The sequence below is a fragment of the Nitrosomonas sp. genome, from assembly GCF_043753625.1.
GTDB lineage: Bacteria > Pseudomonadota > Gammaproteobacteria > Burkholderiales > Nitrosomonadaceae > Nitrosomonas.
Window position 1 is genome coordinate 1 of record NZ_JAYUWI010000136.1, and the last position, 16,901, is coordinate 16,901.

At 44.3% G+C, this 16,901-nt stretch carries 14 protein-coding genes and 1 tRNA gene; 11 read left to right on the forward strand and 4 right to left on the reverse strand.

Annotated features, from left to right (window positions below):
* Positions 1-180 (forward strand): IS3 family transposase (locus tag ACH10T_RS11495; RefSeq protein ID WP_394809415.1); only part of this gene is annotated, 180 nt, incomplete at its 5' end.
* A gap of 120 nt (positions 181-300) precedes the next feature.
* Here ACH10T_RS11495 and ACH10T_RS11500 read toward each other — a convergent pair.
* The 3 genes from ACH10T_RS11500 to ACH10T_RS11510 all read right to left on the reverse strand — a co-directional run bounded on the left by ACH10T_RS11500 (position 301) and on the right by ACH10T_RS11510 (position 4,090).
* On the reverse strand, positions 301-1,098 hold the full coding sequence (locus ACH10T_RS11500) for a WecB/TagA/CpsF family glycosyltransferase (protein ID WP_394809416.1): 798 nt from the start codon (positions 1,096-1,098) through the stop codon (positions 301-303).
* Positions 1,099-1,352: 254 nt separating this feature from the next.
* Entirely contained in the window at positions 1,353-2,873 is a 1,521-nt protein-coding gene (locus tag ACH10T_RS11505; RefSeq protein ID WP_394809417.1) for a lipopolysaccharide biosynthesis protein, read from the reverse strand.
* Positions 2,870-4,090: a glycosyltransferase gene (locus ACH10T_RS11510; RefSeq protein WP_394809418.1), complete on the reverse strand. Its 1,221-nt coding sequence runs from the start codon at positions 4,088-4,090 to the stop codon at positions 2,870-2,872. The genes ACH10T_RS11505 and ACH10T_RS11510 overlap by 4 nt, the downstream gene beginning before the upstream one ends.
* 1,290 nt (positions 4,091-5,380) lie before the next feature.
* Here ACH10T_RS11510 and ACH10T_RS11515 point away from each other — a divergent pair.
* The 5 genes from ACH10T_RS11515 to ACH10T_RS11535 all read left to right on the forward strand — a co-directional run bounded on the left by ACH10T_RS11515 (position 5,381) and on the right by ACH10T_RS11535 (position 9,653).
* Entirely contained in the window at positions 5,381-7,297 is a 1,917-nt protein-coding gene (locus ACH10T_RS11515; RefSeq protein ID WP_394809419.1) for a diguanylate cyclase domain-containing protein, read from the forward strand.
* Positions 7,276-7,668, forward strand: coding sequence for an EAL domain-containing protein (locus ACH10T_RS11520; RefSeq protein WP_394809420.1), 393 nt, complete (start codon positions 7,276-7,278; stop codon positions 7,666-7,668). The genes ACH10T_RS11515 and ACH10T_RS11520 overlap by 22 nt, the downstream gene beginning before the upstream one ends.
* A gap of 116 nt (positions 7,669-7,784) precedes the next feature.
* Positions 7,785-8,828, forward strand: coding sequence for a cytochrome-c peroxidase (locus ACH10T_RS11525; protein WP_394809421.1), 1,044 nt, complete (start codon positions 7,785-7,787; stop codon positions 8,826-8,828).
* Positions 8,829-8,917: 89 nt separating this feature from the next.
* Positions 8,918-9,343 carry a hypothetical protein gene (locus ACH10T_RS11530; RefSeq protein ID WP_394809422.1) on the forward strand — a complete coding sequence of 142 codons (426 nt, stop codon included), beginning with the start codon at positions 8,918-8,920 and terminating at the stop codon, positions 9,341-9,343.
* Complete coding sequence (locus ACH10T_RS11535) at positions 9,336-9,653, forward strand: glycine zipper family protein (protein WP_394809423.1); 318 nt, start codon at positions 9,336-9,338, stop codon at positions 9,651-9,653. Before ACH10T_RS11530 ends, ACH10T_RS11535 begins: the two co-directional genes overlap by 8 nt.
* A 539-nt stretch (positions 9,654-10,192) precedes the next feature.
* Here ACH10T_RS11535 and ACH10T_RS11540 read toward each other — a convergent pair.
* Positions 10,193-10,277, reverse strand: a tRNA-Leu gene (locus ACH10T_RS11540).
* Between the two features lie 57 nt (positions 10,278-10,334).
* On the opposite strand from ACH10T_RS11540, the gene rnr reads away from it, so the two are divergent.
* From rnr to ACH10T_RS11565, 5 genes are all read left to right on the forward strand, one after another.
* Entirely contained in the window at positions 10,335-12,578 is a 2,244-nt protein-coding gene (gene rnr / locus ACH10T_RS11545) for a ribonuclease R (protein WP_394809424.1), read from the forward strand.
* A 151-nt stretch (positions 12,579-12,729) separates the two neighbouring features.
* Entirely contained in the window at positions 12,730-13,470 is a 741-nt protein-coding gene (rlmB, locus tag ACH10T_RS11550) for a 23S rRNA (guanosine(2251)-2'-O)-methyltransferase RlmB (protein ID WP_394809425.1), read from the forward strand.
* Between the two features lie 104 nt (positions 13,471-13,574).
* The gene (gene argS, locus ACH10T_RS11555; RefSeq protein ID WP_394809426.1) at positions 13,575-15,332 is read left to right on the forward strand and encodes an arginine--tRNA ligase; all 1,758 of its coding nucleotides are present in this window, start codon (positions 13,575-13,577) and stop codon (positions 15,330-15,332) included.
* A gap of 24 nt (positions 15,333-15,356) precedes the next feature.
* Positions 15,357-16,148, forward strand: coding sequence for an SPOR domain-containing protein (locus ACH10T_RS11560; RefSeq protein WP_394809427.1), 792 nt, complete (start codon positions 15,357-15,359; stop codon positions 16,146-16,148).
* Positions 16,149-16,247: 99 nt separating this feature from the next.
* Complete coding sequence (locus ACH10T_RS11565) at positions 16,248-16,889, forward strand: thiol:disulfide interchange protein DsbA/DsbL (RefSeq protein ID WP_394809428.1); 642 nt, start codon at positions 16,248-16,250, stop codon at positions 16,887-16,889.
* Positions 16,890-16,901 lie beyond the last annotated feature (12 nt).

A 16,901-nucleotide genomic window follows, 5' to 3' on the forward strand; every position in this document is an offset into this window, starting at 1 on the left:
GGAACGCTCAAAAATGAGCTGGTTCACCATCGGCGCTATCACACCCGAGCGCAAGCAATTCAGGTGATTACCGAGTACATCGAGATCTTCTATAACCGGCAGCGAAAGCAGGAACGTCTTGGCTACCTGTCACCCGCTGCTTTCACACGACGATATTATGAAAATCTACTTGCCGCCTAACCCGCTGGACTCCACGTTTGACAACCGACATCACTTACCACGGGGTGGTTTATTAAAGTACTCTACTGAAAGCAAGAGCATGGGGAGGAATTCTGGCCAGAGAAAATAATCACTAAATAGTCAGCCATGCCCACGCGGTCCTTTTTCCACGCTCTCGATAAGCGGTGCTTCCTGCAAGTATTTCTGGCCTCGAAAACGCCGCCATAATGTTCGAATGATAAATATCGGGTTTCCCACGACGTAACGGACAAACATCCTTCTCGGCTCTATGATAAGACGAAATAACCATTCTAAGCCAAGTTGGCGTACTCTTCTCGGTGCACGAGGCATAGTGTCAGAATAGAAATCAAGTAACGCTCCCACACCAAGCAAAATTGGCACACGCAACCTATCGACATTTCGAGCGATCCAAAGCTCCTGCTTGGGTACTCCCATCGCCACAAAAAGAATCTGTGCTCCGCTTTCATTGATGGTATTGATCATATTCACCTCATCATCCAGGCTAAAGTAGCCATCATGAATCCAAACGAATTCCAGGTCAGGAAATTGATTTCTCATATTGTCAGCACAGCGTTGCGCGATACCCGGACGCGCACCCAGCAGCGCCAGTTTAATCCCTGAATTTGCAGCATCACGGCAAACCAACGGAAACAGATCCGTTCCGTTAACATTGTCCTTGAGCGAAAAACCAGCCAGCTTAGAGGCCAGCCGCATGCCGCTACCATCTGCATACAGCAAAGCTCCATCTTGTAATACACTAAGATACTTAATATTGGTGGCTGCTACATTAATACAATGAGCATTAACAAAATAGACCTTCTGCCGCACGCCTAATTTTGCATCGCAAACAATACTCGCGCTGGCGTCGGCTAGTGTTTTATCATCAATATTCAGGCCAAACAGAGAAATATGGTTCATAGTATTATGTATTTCTATACAATAGTTGGAAGTGCTCATAACTTTGTCCGAGAGTAGCGCAATCTACTGTAGAAAAGTTATTTTGGCCATATTCCCCAATTATTTTCGTTAAATAGGACAACTATTCGTCTCAAATAATCGGAAAATATGTCGCAAAATTGCGAGGCTAAACAATTCGCTAATAGAATGATATCTGAACCGTTTATCTCCTCAGAAGTATCAGATCTTTGACCTGTTCTGTATTTGCATTATTATCATTTCTTTCGCGCAAAAAATGTTAAAAACCGGGCATGTTGACGCAACCCCCGACTCAATAACGCCATATCAAGGGAATTTAATGGCTTCACCAGTACCAAACCCGGCCCATAAGCAAGCAGCATTATAGACAACGCCCCCCATGATCCAAATTCATCTTTAATCACCCAGCCTACGGTTGCAAGCAATATCGCCAGACCAAGTCCACATAAAAAACCGAACCAATCTAAGTTAATACGTCCAACCTGACGATTCAGCCAAAACAAAGTTAGAGCACTCGTCAACCATACACTTAACGCTATCCCACTAGCCACTCCCAGCAATCCCCAATCTGAACCAACAATAACAGCTACCGGCGTCAGTATGGTCAAAATACTAAAGTAACTTAGTTGGCGAGTATATGGAAATATCTGCATAATCATGGTAACCAGCTGACGCTGGCTGGTGGCTCCCAAACCCAACAACATAATCAGCATAATCATACCTATATCGGAAAATTGACCGTTGCTGGCCAGTACGATAAGCTCGTCGCCCGCAACGCCTATCATCGCCATGTAAACGGCAATAATAATTAGATTACTCTTCCACAACAGCGCCATGCCTTGTTTAACCACGTTCACATCCCCAGCCACATAGCGAGAAATCAGCATGGGCCGAATAATATTGGATAGAAGGTTAGCGGGAAGATAGCGTCCGATGAACATCAGTAATTGCTGCAAAAAGGCGAAGATACCTGCTAATTCGACTCCTAAGGTACGCGCCACTAGGATGCGCAACGCTCCAGCGCTGGAAATGGCATTTAGCAGGTTAAACCCCGCCATGTGTCCGGAGAAGCTGGCTACCTCACGTACGCCAATCCGGAAATCACCAGTGCCGGATAAATTGTGCAATTTTCGTATTAAGAAGAATTCGGCCAACAAAAAACAAATCAGCGAAACAATCAAATCCACCCACAGTAATCGTTCCAAAGTTAGATTATCAACAACCACTAGCACTACCAATCCAGCAAGGCGCCCCAAAGGCATAAAAGCATGCACCAGTTGTGACCAACGCTGCTCTAGGAGGCACTCCAGCATTTCTGATGCATAGCGATAACCTATAACAGTGACGATGAGTCCTACTGCAAGTATAGTGGTATCTTGATGCAGCGCACTGAAGCCCATCCATACGGCGATATCTAACCAGAAAGCGGCAATTAGCATCGCCCAAGCCACCATGATGGCGAGACGAACTAGAGTCATCCAGCGGACAAAACGTAGCAGAGCCTCTGGCGCTCCCCGTGCTGCCAATTCCGGAAGAAAGCGCCTTACTGCTTCCAGCATACCCAATGAGCTCAGAGGCACCATCATTTCTACCATGCCCCACAAAACCATGTAGGTACCGTAGTCTGCCGGTATCAGTAATCGCACAAGCCAAAGTGTAAAAATTAAAGCAGCTATCCCCTGCGCAGTTCGTCCTAGCAAAAAATGCTGGATGGCCTGGCGGAAACGCTTTCCAGAATAGAGATCGGGATTATTCAATCCATTAGCCCGAGTAATTTGCGGTATCGTGACTCCACCCGATCAGCGATCACGTCATATGTGCGGTGTGCCCGCACCCAGTCTGGCCCCTTTGCTGCCATCATCCGTGCATACTCAGGATCTTTTAGCAGGCAGCAGATTTCGTCGGCAAAAGATTGCTCATCCCATGGTATACAGCGCCCAACACCACTTGTTTCCATGACTTGGCATTGTTCCGGAAGCTCATTTGCAACGATGCATTTAGCCATAGCCATATATTCAATGAGTTTAGTTGGGGATGAAACCAAAAAGATCGGGATTGGCGCTATCGCAGATAAACAAATGTCGGCTCGCTTAACCAGTTCCCAAGCCTGCTCCATGGGTAAGAAGCCAGTCACGCTAACATCAGCCGACAATCCCAGCCGAGTCGCTTCTTCCTCCACCGCCCGTCGATCACTGGGGTGCTGTCCTTCTCCTACAAACAGCAGATGGGCATCTGGGTAGTGCAACCGCACCCGCTCAAGCACACGCACCAACATTTCTGGCTGACGTGATTGCATAAGGACTCCAAGGTGGAGTAGTAAGGGGGCCGTAGTATTTGGAGCAATAGCATCCTCAGCTTTACCCACCAGATCTGCACGAACACCCATAGATACTGATGTCATCTTGGAGGTAGAAATGCCTTTCTGTGCAACATCTTGCTTCATGCGTTCGCTCTGCACAAAAATATGGTCGGCCAGTGGCAAGATGATTTTGTAGAGCAGGCCCCAGATGATCTGTCCCTTGAGCCACACCAGATGGCGATAAGCCACAAGCCGATTGCGTGCTTCATACAATTTGGATTCCGCGAATGGATACGACATCCAATAAACAAAACGAGCACCTGTCAGTCGTGCAGCCATCCAAGCAATGAGGCAGGCGAAAAACTTATCACGCACCTGGATTACGTCGTACTGGCCTTTGAATGCCAGAGGCAGAATCATAAAATCCCCCAACATGCCTAGCAGATTATTCAGTATTCGACCAAGCAAGCCATTGTCATTGTATCTGCTACGCGGCGTGAGATACACATCATTACCCAACCAGTTTGTGGGTGAAGATATATTAACCGCGTCCGGCCCCCGCTGCATCAGCCAGTCGACCCGATGGCCCCGTACTGGTAACTGCTTGGCGAACAATTCCACTACGTCTGCCCGGAATGGTGGAAAACGATCTTCTACAATGTAGAGCATTTTCATGGCAGCCTCTCTATTAACTCGCAACAAGAACTAGATATAATTTATTTTCAAAGTCTTGCATATCCATTTTCCCCGATTAAGTGATCTGAATTTTTTGTAAGTTGCATCCGCCATTGTCCGACAGTAATGTGCTAAAAAAGGTTGAAAATCCTCTGCGGATTTGTCCTGCAGTTCCGGGATTTTCTTTGCGCTAGAGCGTATGCCAGCAAAATGCGCATCCAATGTTTGCCTGTTTAAGCAGGCGGAGAAATTGTACCAAACCATAGTTACCATCGTGATATAACCCAACGCAGTAAGGTTCGTCGTACTTGTTGCTGCGCTTCCTTTATTCCCAAAGTTTGCTCCAAGTAATTGAACATAGGTTCAGTCGGTCAACGCTAGCAATAACACATTCCCCGTCTGTCATCACCGAAATATCTGTGATCAATATCAAACTGACTGTTTTCCATTCTCCAGCATTTCTTTCTAACTCACACAAAACAATCTACACGAATTGTTCATCCAAGAAGTACGTCATGATCAATAGTGGCGCAAGCGTACACATTGTTCCGTACATGTAGCTTGAGTGGTGTAACTGTACATTGCATCTGATCAATACGTCCGAGGTGTATTTTCTTCCATCCCTTTCCCCAGCCCCAATTCACCTTGTTGCCGGGGAGGGATAAAGCATCGAAGAGAAAGACATCTATTCTCGCCTGATCGATCACTGAGGAGCCCCTAGGGGCTCCAATTATCAATCAACTTACCGAAATTGTAAAATCATCTGTCTTGTTTAAACAAAATCTCTAGCGTATACAGGACGGTAACCACGAAAACCTTTCTTTCTGTCAAACATTTTTACTCATTCTGTGAATATGCTTACGCCTCGTATCGCTACTTTGATTCTGTCTTAGTAACCGTTTCTTTGATGCTGAATGTCTAAACTTGAGTCTCTGTAAATAACTGAGTAAAAATCACAACTACAAAACTATTCCTTTCCAAAATACTCTCGCAACATAAAAATACAAAGGCTATGTCATCGTTAGTTAGTGGTGGTAATGTAACCCAATGAATTGGAATAAAATTATCAATTAATGGTTTTTGGTTAGCGACTTGTTTATAAATGATAACTTGTGTTTATTTACAGTGACCAACAATTAACGATGACATAGCCAATACAAACGAGCTATAGTTTTTTTGAGCGATGATTGATTTTATCGTATAATTCTTATCAATTCACATGCTTACCCTCAGCTTATCATTGACTCCCCCCTAACTTCCTAGAATCTTTTCAAAATATGGCCGAACGTAATGAGTAAGAGTATTCCTGCAAACACGGATCTATCTGATGAGATTCTTACACCAGCCAATTATTTTGATTTAACCAATCTCGAGCAAGGCAAGATTCTCCAGTTTCAACAGGAGATTCTTCAGTTAGTGGTATTGGGAAATAATTACAAAGAAATTTGTGAGCAAGTTTGTCTGCTAATGGAGCAGCTTCTTGACAATGCGGTTGCAACGGTCATGTTACTGGATAAGGAAAAACAATGCATGAATGTATTTGCTGCACCAAGTATTCCGGAGGAATGTGTTGTTCAACTGAATGGTTTGCGGCCAGGTCCTGAAGCTGGATCCTGCGGGAATGCGGTATTTCGTCAAGAAGCGGTTTATGTAGAAAGTACACTTGAGGATCCGCGCTGGCAAAGTATCCGGAAATTAGCCATCGATTTCAATATACTCTCCTGTTGGTCAATGCCGGTACGCAGCAAAGGAGGCGAGTGCATCGGATCATTTGCGCTTTCCAGTTTTGAACATCGCTTACCCAGTGCGTTTCACCGTAAATTATTAGAAGTAGGATCGTTTATTATCGGAATTACTCTCGAACAGCAAAAAATGAAAGAACAGCTCTATCTCTCGAGCAAGGTTTACGAGAATAGTACCGAAGCTATTATGATTGCCGATGCAAATAAGACAATAATCTCTATTAATAAAGCGCTCAATAAAATAACTATCTATACGGAAGAAGAGGTAATTGGCAAATCGGTGTCAACTATGGCGTCGATTCGGCACAGCTCGCAATTCTTCCAGAAAACTTGGTTAAGCGTTAAACAATATGGTCATTGGCAAGGTGGCGTGTGGAACAGGAACAAACGTGGGCTAGAGTATCCCGCATGGTTTAGTATTACTACGGTGCATGGCAAGGATGGAATAATAAGCTATTATCTCGTTAATTTTTATGATATTACAGATAAGAAGAAATCGGATGAAATTATCTGGCGCCAGGCTAATTTCGACTCTTTGACTGGTTTGCCAAACCGTAACATATTTTACGATCGATTGAATCGCGATATTAAAAATGCCTCCCGTTTAGGAACACAGTTGGCGGTATTATTTATCGATCTCGATCGATTCAAGGAAGTAAATGATTCATTTGGACACAGCATTGGCGATGCGCTGTTGCTGGAAGCCGCAAAGCGGCTTAGCAATTGTGTTCGCGAAACGGATACCGTGGCGCGTTTAGGTGGTGATGAATTTACAATTATTTTGAATGGAATTAGTAATCAGCGTTGCGCTGAAACAATAATCCAAATGATCTTGCAGGAACTGGCCAAATCATTTCATTTAAATACTAAGTCGGCATATATTTCCGCAAGTATTGGCGTTACATTTTTTCCTGATGATGCGAGCAACACCGATCTATTGATAAAAAATGCCGATCAAGCCATGTATGCTGCTAAGAATAATGGACGAAATTGCTGGAGCTGCTTCACATCGAATATGCGATCAGCTTCAGAAATCCGCTCGAAAACCGCATATGAATTGCGCGATGCGCTGAGAAACCAGCAGTTCTATTTAATGTATCAACCGATATTGGAACTGGCAACCGGCAATATACATAAAGCCGAGGCATTGATACGATGGCAACACCCAGAGCAAGGGACGATTTATCCAGCAGAATTCATTGCTATTGCAGAAGAAACCAATCTGATTACAGACATCGGTGACTGGGTATTCAAACAGGCAGCCAATCAAGTCGCGCTGTGGCAAGCAAATTTTGATATAGAATTTCAAATCAGTATCAATAAATCACCCAAACAATTTATTAATAAAATGAGCAATTGGGTGAATCATCTCCGCGAACTTGAGCTAAACGGGCGTAGCATCATCGTTGAAATTACCGAGAACTTGTTGTTAGATATACATGAATGGTCATTGAGAAATTATTAAATTTCCGGGATGCAGGGGTTCAGGTGGCCATCGATGATTTTGGCACGGGTTACTCGTCATTATCCTACCTCAAGAAATTTGATATCGATTACCTTAAGATTGACCGATCTTTTATTTCTAACCTGGATAGTGAATCCAACGATAGCATTTTATGCGAAGCGATTATTTCGATGGCCCATCGCTTGGGTATGAAAGTTATTGCCGAAGGCGTGGAAACAAATTCACAGAAGCAACTATTGATAGCAATGGGTTGTGATTATGCGCAAGGTTTCTTTTTTAGCAAACCGTTGACGGCAGATCAATTTGAAGCTTTTCTTCTACAAAAAGGACAAATAAATGCATACATACAATCCTCACCCGCAATTTTGTAATTAATGTACCGGTAATTTAAAAAGCGTTTTTTCCTTTAACAATTTTTTAGAAATAAGCATTTTGCTTACTCAGGATTGTTGATTAGGGTGTTAATGTGAAAATTTTGGAGGTTTACATGAAAGTATTCTTATTCTTAGCGCTTATACTGAGTTCTTATAGTTACGCTCAAAGTAATCACGATCATCAAGATAAAACACAGAAAGATGGTCATCATAATCAAATGCACGATGGCGATCATCATGGTGGCATGCATGGTGGTCATCACAAAATAGATAAGACTACTTTAAAACAATTCTTTGAGCCGTTACCCGCAGCAATTATTGATAAGGAAAAGAATGCGGCTCTGATCAAGCTTGGAAAGAAGCTTTATTTAGAACCGCGACTCTCGATCAATGATCAGATTTCTTGTAACTCCTGTCATAGGCTGGATAATTTTGGCGTAGACAGTCAAGCTACATCGCTAGGCCATGAAGGAAAACGCGGTGGCAGAAATTCCCCGACCTCCATGAATGCAGCGCTGCATATTGCGCAATTCTGGGACGGACGCGCGAAAGATGTTGAGGAACAAGCACTAGGACCAATTTTGAATCCAATCGAAATGGGTATGCCAAATGAAGATGCGGTTGTCAACCAATTGAAAAAAATAGAGGAATATAAAGCGCTTTTTGCGGAAGCTTTCAAGAATGAGAAAGATCCTATCCAATACAAAAATGTTGGCAAGGCCATCGGTGCCTTTGAGCGTACACTGCTAACCCCTTCTCGTTTTGATGATTTTCTCAATGGCGATGAAACCGCGTTGAATGACAGTGAGAAAAGAGGCCTGCAAAAATTCGTCCATATGGGATGCGCTACTTGCCACAACGGCGTAGCGCTTGGCGGAAACTCATACAAAAAAATCGGCCTGGTTAAACCCTATGAAACAAAAGATATGGGGCGGTTTGAAATAACCGGACTTGAGATTGACAAGAAAGTATTTAAGGTACCGAGCCTTAGAAATATTACCAAAACAGCACCGTATTTCCATGACGGTTCGGTTGCAACATTGGATGAAGCAATAGAAGAAATGGCTGAACATCAATTGGGCCGGGAAGTTGGCTCAGGATTTATAAGTGATATAAAAGCATTCCTAGGATCTTTAACCAGTAAGGGCAAAGAGTAAATTTGCTCCACGCGGCCTTGCGCCTATCTTTGCGGCAAAGCTGCAGGGATAGGTACAGAAAACAAAAGCCGCGGCGTAGTACTACGCTAATGTCAAAAACACAATCTATAGTGTTCTCTGTGGTAAGCAAAGCCACTGGGAATTACAAGTTTATCCATGGTTGCGCCATCCCCACCACTCACAGTAAATATTTTACAAAAATCTATTTTCTCACTCCTGCCATTGCTAGCACCTCACGCATCACGATCAATGTCCTTGCATTACTTCCTGTAGCATTATTAAATACAAATCTGGTTTTTACTCAAAAAATATATTTTTCAGGTTACTCTGGAGAACTTCCATTTATACTGATCCAATCAGGAATATTTCTACCTAAATATAGAGGAGTGCACCATGAAATTAATGATGATATTGACTACTGGGTTGATTTTTATGGGATTGTCGGCTTGCTCCAGTACAGGTCCAATCCTATATCCAAACACACACTTTTTATCTATGGGGAAAAAGGTGGCTGAGGAGGATATTGAATCTTGTAAAGATTTGGCCGAAGCGGCTGGTGCCAGAGAAGGCAAAGGAAATATTGGCAATGTCGCGACAAGCACAGCCATGGGCGCAGGTGTTGGTGCTGCGAGTGGTGCCGTGGGAGGCGCTATATACGGTTCGGCGGGCCAAGGCTCCTTAGTTGGCGCAGCCAGTGGTGCCGCTGCAGGACTATTACGAGGAATCTTCCTCTCGGCAAGACCTGCTCAACCCAATCAAGCTTATGCGAACTTCGTGTCTCGCTGTTTGCAAGAAAAAGGCTATGAAGTTACTGGCTGGCAATAGCAGGAGATTCCGGGATTCCGAAATGCCGTAATATAGCAGAGGAGCCAGACTCAAACACCGCCCTCCATTTCAGCGATTAACAATTCCAATATACCTCATCGCAGTATAGCGATCCATTTGAGATGACGAAAAATATTGCGTAATACCGCTTTAGTTTCTTCGTCCATATTCACACCTGTCCAATCCAAGAAAAGATTCTATCAAATTACGGCATTCCAATTTTATGATTGGAATGCCGTCGATCTATCGTTGCATTAATGAGCTCTTTGCGCGCTATCCGGTACATTTTTACTCCGGTATTGCCACGCTTGTCAGATTTTTGTGCACGGAAGTTTCGGATGGGGATATTTGAATTTGTCTTTTTGACCCTATATAGTAAGCAACATTCGAGAATGTGATATAAGATAAAAACTAATATTTGCAGGTTTAATTTATTGCTTAATCTTTAGCCAGAAAAAATATTCTGGCATAGCTTTAGGCATAGAATTCTTGACTGAGTAAATAATAAACTTACTAATCAATATATTAATAGTGCTTTATGGTGCCCAGAAGAGGACTCGAACCTCCACACCCGAAGGCACATGGACCTGAACCATGCGCGTCTACCAATTCCGCCATCTGGGCAATAGACAACCGAATCCGGCTGCCAAAGAACGCGTAATTCTATAGGAAATCACTGCTTTGTCAAATAAGAAGAATCAAAAACCGCGCAACCTGGATCCTTTTCTCGAACGCGAGAAAGGACGCTATGAACACCCATTGCCCAGCCGAGAATATGTTCTGCAGATTTTAAAACAGCAGGGCGTTCCGACTGCTGAACACGCATTATATAAGTTGCTGGATGTCACTAAAAAAGAAGAAGAGCTGTTTAATCGCCGGTTAACTGCGATGATGCGCGAAGGCCAGATTTTCCGTAACCGCAAAGGCGATATCTGCGTCATGGAAAAACTGGATTTAGTCAAAGGTAAAATCCAGGGCCATCCGGACGGGTTTGGCTTCCTGATCCCCGATGACGGCAGTCCGGATTTGTATCTGAGCGCTAAAGAAATGAATAAAGCATTACACGGCGACCGGGTTCTGGTGCGTGAAATTGGATTGGACCGGCGTGGCCGGCGTGAAGCCGCCATTGTAGAAGTATTGGAATGTACCAATACACAATTGGTAGGCCGGTTATACATTGACCACGGCATTCTGCTTGTGGTAGCCGAAAACAAACGCATCAGCCAGGATATTCTGATCGCCAAGGAACACTCTTTGAAGGCCAAAGCAGGTCAAATTGTCGTCGTCGAGATTATCCAACAGCCGAATAAACAATCACAGCCGATCGGAAAAATTATTGAGATTCTTGGGGATTACACCGCACCCGGGATGGAAATTGAAATCGCATTACGAAAACATGATCTTCCCTATGTATTTTCTCCCGAGATTGAAAAACTCTCGGCCAAATTTCCCAAAAATGTATCTAAAAAAGAACTGACAGAGCGCAAAGATATCTGCCATTTACCGCTAGTAACCATAGATAGCGAAACTGCCCGTGATTTTGATGACGCGGTGTACTGTGAAACAGACGATGCGGGATATCGGCTCTATGTGGCTATTGCGGATGTGAGTCACTACGTTAAACCCAATGATGCCATTGATCAGGAGGCATTTAACCGGGGAAATTCCGTTTATTTCCCACGCCGTGTTATTCCTATGCTGCCGGAAGCGCTATCGAATGAATTATGCTCACTCATTCCAGACAAAAACCGGCTTTGCATGGTCTGTGAAATACAGTTCCAAGCGAACGGCGATATAGTCCATTATATTTTTTATCCCGCCGTGATGCGATCCCATGCGCGTCTGACCTACAACAAAGTAGCGGCCATGCTGGCTAACCCAAAAGGACCTGAAGCTAAGGAATATGCAAAGCTGTTACCGCACTTGCAGCGAGTCCACAAATTATTTAAGGCGTTACTGAAAGCACGTAAGAAACGCGGTGCGATTGACTTTGAAACGACTGAAACACAAATGATCTTTAATGAGCAGGGGAAAATCGAAAAGATTGAACCGATGCAACGGACTGAAGCGCACCGTTTGATTGAAGAATGCATGCTGGCAGCAAATGTATGTGCCGCAAATTTTCTGCAGAAAAATAATCAGACAACGCTCTATCGCATTCATGAAGATCCCTCCCCCGAGAAAATTGAAGCCTTGCGTAATTTTCTCAAAGAATTTGGTATTCAATTAGGCGGCAGAAATAAACCCAGTGCCAAAGATTACGCACAAACGCTGCTTAAGATACAAGGCAGGCCGGATGCGCAGTTACTCCAGACAGTCATGTTAAGATCGTTGCAGCAGGCTGTTTACAGCCCGGATATCGCCGGGCATTTCGGGCTTGCGTATGACTACTACACGCATTTTACTTCCCCCATCCGCCGCTACCCTGATTTACTGATACATCGTGCCATCAAAGCGGTATTAAACGGAAAATCCTATGGGCCCGGTGATTGGAACGAGTTGGGCAAGCATTGCTCGCTCACAGAACGACGCGCCGACGAGGCAACGCGTGACGTCGAATCCTGGCTTAAGTGTTTCTATATGCAGGATAGAATTGGTGAATGTTTTGACGGCGTGATCAGCAGCGTAACCGGGTTTGGCTTATTTGTAGCGCTGGATAACGTATACGTGGAAGGACTTGTGCATATCTCTGAGCTGCCGAGTGATTATTTTCATTTTGATGCTACCAAACATACTTTATTGGGTGAACGCAGCGGCAAACAATACCGTCTGGGTGATCGATTACAAGTTAAATTGGTCCGTGTTGATTTGGAAACCAGCAAAATCGACTTTGTATTAGCTGAACCCAGCAAAAAACCAGGCAGCTCCAAAACAAAGACTGCATCAAAAACAAAGACCGAGTCAAAAAGTAAGAAATCGCTTTAACATCTGAAATTGTTTTACAATACGCGGGTTATGGTGATTGGATCATAACGCGCGAGAAAATCAGAACACGACAGCAGCACGCTTCTATTTTTCATCAAATATCTCTTATGTTAAGCGATGCTTAGCAAAATTTTCAGGTTTGTTAGGAATTATGTCGAGCACCCGCCTTATTTTTGGCTTTCACGCGGTCACCAGCCGTTTGCGGCAAAATCCGGATAGCATCAAAGAGATATTTATCGACGCCACGCGGGATGATCAGCGTGCACGTGGGTTAATCAAGCTTGCCGAAGACCAAAAAATTCGTTTGATCACCTGTGAGGGACCAAGACTGACAAGCATGGCCGGTACCGATCGTCATCAAGGCGTCGTGGCCAATATCGATATCACGCACAGTTATGTCGACATCAGCGATGTTCTTGATACACTAACTGAACCCGCTCGGCTGTTGGTATTGGATGGCATTCAAGATCCGCACAATTTAGGTGCGTGTTTACGTGTTGCCGATGCGTTTGGCGTGCATGCCGTGATTGCACCGAAAGATCGGGCAGTTGGATTGACCTCAACCGTTTATAAAGTTTCCAGCGGTGCTGCGGATACGGTGCCTTATATCGCCGTGACCAATTTGTCGCGTACGCTAAAACAATTAAAAGAACGGGGAATCTGGATTATAGGTACCGCGGAAGATGCAGATCACGATCTCACTCATTTCCAGATTCAAGGGCCGGTTGCCTGGGTGTTTGGCTCTGAAGAAAAGGGATTGCGGCGATTGACGCGTGAATCCTGCGATCAGTTGGTGCGCATTCCGATGTTGGGCAGCATAGAAAGTTTAAATGTCGCTGTCAGCGCGGGAGTCTGTTTTTTTGAAACGCTTCGCCAACAATCTTCGGCATGATCTGTGCGCCTGATAGAATACAGCTTATTATTTAAAAAAGAGAAATCTATGTTATGCCCGGCAACCCAGTTCAATCAAAATATTGATATCGCTTATTCTCAACCATGACCTCATCCTCCCATCCCAATTTTAAAAAACATTGTGCCGAACTTTTCCGCCAGGCAGGCAATCACATCACCACGTTGGATACTTCCATTCGCATTGAATTGGCACGCACCAAGCAAGCCAGTCATGGCGATTATTCCTGTAATCTTGCCATGCAATTAGCTAAACCATTGCATAAAAATCCGCGTGAGATCGCCAGTCTATTGATCGATGCCCTCCCACCCTCGCCTTATCTGGAGAAGGTTGAAGTGGCTGGCGCAGGGTTCATCAATCTGTTCCTGAAAAACTCCGTCAAACAGCAATACCTGCAGCAGGTTTTGCAAAGCAAAGATGCTTTTGGCAATAGTGATTTTGGTCAAGGGAAAAAGATTCAAGTGGAATTTGTCTCGGCCAATCCAACCGGACCATTGCACGTCGGGCATGGGCGTGGCGCCGCGATCGGTGCAAGTTTATCCAGCATACTGGCAGCGTCCGGTTTTAACGTATCCCGTGAATTCTATGTCAATGACGCGGGGCGGCAAATGGATATTCTGACACTTTCTACCTGGCTGCGTTATCTCGAACTTAATCACATCTCCATCCCCTTTCCGGAGAATGCTTATCAGGGTGATTATGTCAAAACCATGGCACAACTGATCCTTCAGGCACATGCCCAGCGTTATGTGCATCAACCAGATTTATTGCTGAAGGGTCTGCCAGAAAGTGTCCATGAAACAGCAATTAATACCGACGAGCAGTTGGATAAATTGATTGCAAATGCAAAAATAATACTCGGTCAGGATTATGCGTATATTCATAATTTTGTACTGACAGAACAATTGGGCGATTGCCGCAATGATTTGATGGAATTTGGTGTGGAATTCGATACCTGGTTTTCAGAGCAATCATTATTTGATAATGGTTTTGTCGCGCACACCATCCAATTGCTTGAGAAGAAGCATTACTTATATCAACAGGATGGCGCCATTTGGTTTCGTTCAACCGATTTTGGCGATGAAAAAGACCGTGTGGTGCAAAGGGAAAACGGTCAATTTACTTATTTTGCTTCGGATATCGCCTACCATCTGAATAAATTCGAACGTGGTTTTGATCAGGTAATCAATATCTGGGGGGCGGATCATCATGGTTATATTGCCCGGGTAAAAGGCGCTTTACAGGCATTGGAATTAGATCCGGAAAAACTCGAAATCGCCCTGGTGCAGTTTGCCGTGCTCTACCGTGACGGCAAAAAAGCGCCCATGTCTACTCGTTCCGGCGAATTTGTCACATTACGGGAATTACGCCAGGAAGTCGGCAAAGATGCCGCGCGATTCTTTTATGTGATGCGTAAAAGCGATCAGCATTTAGATTTTGATTTAGATCTGGCCAAATCGCAAAGCAACGACAATCCAGTTTATTACGTCCAGTACGCGCATGCCCGCGTGTGCAGTGTATTGGCGCAATGGGATAGCGATATGAACGATCTCGCTGAGACGAACGCGGAAGCACTATCCAGCCCTGCTGAATTGGCTTTGCTGCAGAAATTGATTGATTTTCCGGATACTGTGGAAATGGCAGCCAAGGAATTTTCACCGCATCTGATTGCTTTCTACCTCAGAGAACTGGCCAGCGAATTTCATAGTTACTATAATTCAACACGTTTTCTGGTACCTGAGATTCCATTGCAGCACGCTCGATTGGCGTTGATTGCTTCGATCCGTCAGGTACTGAATAATGGTTTGAGGTTACTCGGCGTCAGCGCACCTGCTAAAATGTAATCGAATTAATGCATAAGGATACTCATGAGCCGAGATTATAAGACCCGAAAGCCTTCAAAATCCACACCTGAAAAAGGTGGCTCTGCATTTCTGGGCGGATTCGTTGGTTACGCATTAGGTCTTGCCAGTGCGATTGGCATATGGCTGTATTTTAACTATGCACCCAGTCCGTTTTTGCCCACTAAGAAAGTGGCCAGTTCAATTGAGAAAAGTGAAGTAAAGGCAACACCGGAGCAACCCAAAACCCCTGTTAAGCCACAACAAGAACCCGTAGTGACAGCTGAGGAAAAGCCGCGGTTTGATTTTTACAAGATATTGCCTGGTATTGAAGAACCTGAGATTGATCATGAATACAAACCGGCTACTGCGCAACCCGCTCAACCGCAAGCTACTGCCAAGATTCCGGAAAATAGCAATAAACTGGCTGAAATTGTGCAACAGACTATCCCGCCAACCCGTCCAAATACTAATCCGACAGTAACCGCGCCGCAAATCGCTGCCGTTCCGCCACGTACTATTCCAGCAGAACCGATGCAACAACCGGTAGCATCCCAGGTTAAGAGCCTTCCTCCCCCGGTGAAAGAAAAATTCTTTCTCCAGGCCGGTTCATTCAGAAAAAATGATGAAGCAGAAAACATGAAAGCCAGACTCGCATTCCTTGGTGTGTCGGCATCCATACAACCTATTGACTTAGCAGAAAAAGGCACTTGGTATCGAGTACGTATCGGTCCTCTCACTAGCAAAGCGGATATTGATGAAATCAGCGCTTCTTTAAAAGAAAATGGCATAGGAACACAATTTATCAAAGTACAATAAAATATTTCCTGACACTCTGCTCAAGCTCAATTTTCGTGCGGCCTATTCATACTAAACAGAATCCACCAGCCAGTTAAACACTTTATTTAAGGAGTTAAAATGAATCAATATAAGCCTCTTGTAGTTTTCTTCTTAGTGTTGAGTTTTAGTTTAATAAACCTATCCAGTGCACGTGCTGATATTGTTGAGGGCAAAGACTATACCGTCCTGGCTACCCCGCAACCCACACAGGAGGGCAGTAGTACGATTGAGGTCTTAGAGTTTTTTTGGTATGGCTGCCCCCATTGCAATAGCTTGCACCCGCATCTTAAAACCTGGCTGATGAACATCCCCAAGGATGTCAGTTTTCGCTATGTACCCGCGACGCTTCGCTCCAATTGGGTATCGGCTGCAAAAATCTTCCATACAATAGAGGCAATGGGAATAACCGATGTTTTGCACGACAAAGTTTATGATGCGATTCATCGTGACAAAATTGATTTAAGTAATGAATCTGTTTTATTTGACTGGGCCGAGAAACAAGGCATCGACAGAAAGAAATTTGAAGATACCTATCGCTCTTTTGCCGTGCAGAATCAGGTAGCAAAATCAACACAAATGTCCCGCCAGTATCAACTCACTGGCGTTCCTGCACTGGTCATTAATGGAAAGTACATCACCAGCGGTAAAATGGGCGGCACACCGCAAGATACCATCAAAACTTTAGAAGGGCTTATTGAAAAGATACGTAAGGAAAAATAACATATGCACTTT

Coding starts and splice junctions, on each gene's coding strand:
- ACH10T_RS11500 (WP_394809416.1), bottom strand. CDS start 1,098: ATGAACCATATTTCTCTGTTTGGCCTGAATATTGATGATAAAACACTA.
- ACH10T_RS11510 (WP_394809418.1), bottom strand. CDS start 4,090: ATGAAAATGCTCTACATTGTAGAAGATCGTTTTCCACCATTCCGGGCA.
- ACH10T_RS11515 (WP_394809419.1), top strand. CDS start 5,381: ATGAGTAAGAGTATTCCTGCAAACACGGATCTATCTGATGAGATTCTT.
- ACH10T_RS11520 (WP_394809420.1), top strand. CDS start 7,276: ATGGTCATTGAGAAATTATTAAATTTCCGGGATGCAGGGGTTCAGGTG.
- ACH10T_RS11525 (WP_394809421.1), top strand. CDS start 7,785: ATGAAAGTATTCTTATTCTTAGCGCTTATACTGAGTTCTTATAGTTAC.
- ACH10T_RS11530 (WP_394809422.1), top strand. CDS start 8,918: ATGTCAAAAACACAATCTATAGTGTTCTCTGTGGTAAGCAAAGCCACT.
- rlmB (WP_394809425.1), top strand. CDS start 12,730: ATGTCGAGCACCCGCCTTATTTTTGGCTTTCACGCGGTCACCAGCCGT.
- argS (WP_394809426.1), top strand. CDS start 13,575: ATGACCTCATCCTCCCATCCCAATTTTAAAAAACATTGTGCCGAACTT.
- ACH10T_RS11560 (WP_394809427.1), top strand. CDS start 15,357: ATGAGCCGAGATTATAAGACCCGAAAGCCTTCAAAATCCACACCTGAA.
- ACH10T_RS11565 (WP_394809428.1), top strand. CDS start 16,248: ATGAATCAATATAAGCCTCTTGTAGTTTTCTTCTTAGTGTTGAGTTTT.